This window comes from Delftia sp. DT-2, assembly GCF_028401915.1.
Lineage (GTDB): Bacteria > Pseudomonadota > Gammaproteobacteria > Burkholderiales > Burkholderiaceae_C > Comamonas > Comamonas tsuruhatensis.
Window position 1 is genome coordinate 1 of sequence record NZ_JAQOTI010000054.1, and the last position, 1,448, is coordinate 1,448.

Here is a 1,448-nt window from a genome sequence, read left to right on the forward strand (position 1 = left end):
GGCGGTGGCGGTGGCGGCTCGGGCGGCGGCACCTGCGCCCCCACGCCCGGCGGCAGCCCCTGCGGCGGCGCCGGCCCCGCCACCCAGGGCAACTCCAGCAGCACCAACCAGGGCGCAGGCAACCCCATCCATCTCATCAACTGCAACAAATACCAGCGCGAAGTGGACATGCCCGCCTTGCCCGGCGTGCTCGGCCTGGAAGTCGTGCGCCACTACAACAGCAGCTACAGCCGGGCCTACGTGCCGCCAGGCCTGCTCGGCCGCGGCTGGCTGCTCAGCTACGAGGCCCGCCTGTACGACCACCCCACCAACCTGCAGATCGTGCAGGCCGACGGCACCCGCATCATCTTCAGCAAGCTGCGCGAGCATCCCAGCCTGTGCGCCAGCGAGCAGCCGGGCAACGGCATCGTGCGCATCGAAGGCACGGATACAAAGGGCACCAAGGAAACCACGCCCGGCCAGGAAAGGCACTACACCTGGCAATGGATGGACGGGCGCGAGCTGCGCTTCAACCACCGGGGGCGCCTGACCCGCATCAGCCTGCCCTCGGGCGAACAGGTCCGCCTGGACTACAACGCCAAGGGCAACCGCCTGCTCAAGGTCACCGACCCGCAGGGCCGCAGCCTGCGCCTGCACTACGCCCAATCTTCGGGCGAGGGCAGCTTCACCGGCGTGCAGGCCATCGACACCCCGCTGGGCCGCATCGACTACCGCCACGGCAGCGCACCGTTGCCCGGCAGCACCCAGCCCCAGGCCAAGCTGAACGCCAGCCTCGTGCAGGTCAGCCTCCCGTCGGCCGATGGCCAAGCCCCGGTCCAGCGCCACTACCACTATGAGGACCCGCGCCACCCCACCTTGCTCACCGGCATCAGCGTCCAGGGCCAGGGCAGTGACGGCAAGCCCATGGACGAGCGCATCGCCAGCTATGCCTACGGCGACAACGGCCGCGCCATCTTGAGCGTGCGCGGCCGGCCGGACAGCCAGCAGGAAAAAGTCACCCTGGACCTCAGCCAGCCCTGGAAGAACACCCTCACCAACAGCCTTGGGCAAGCAACCACCTACCACTACGACACCATCGGCGGGCAATGGCGATTGCTTGAAGTGCGCGGCCCGGGCTGCGCCAGCTGCGGCCCCGGCGACATGCGCTACCGGTACGACGCGCAAGGGCGCCTGACCGACGCCACGCGGCTCGATCCCGCAGGCCGCCCGCTGGAAGGCACGCGCACCGAGCTGGACCCCTTCGGCCGCCCGCTGGCCGTGTACCGCATCGCCTACACACAAGGCCAAGCCCGGGCCCAGGCCCCGCAGCTGCAGGTGCGCTACGGCTACGGCAAGGACCCCTGGAAGCAATACGCGCCCGAACTCATCGCCCGGCCCAGCGTCGTGCCCGGGCGCGAACACCAGATCCGCATCCGCTACAACAGCAGCCGCCAGCCGCTGCAGATCAC

1 protein-coding gene is annotated in these 1,448 nt (G+C 69.9%); it reads left to right on the forward strand.

What is annotated here, in order from left to right; translation table 11 throughout:
* Positions 1 to 1,448 (forward strand): RHS repeat domain-containing protein (locus tag PO605_RS30760; protein ID WP_272207344.1); only part of this gene is annotated, 1,448 nt, incomplete at both ends.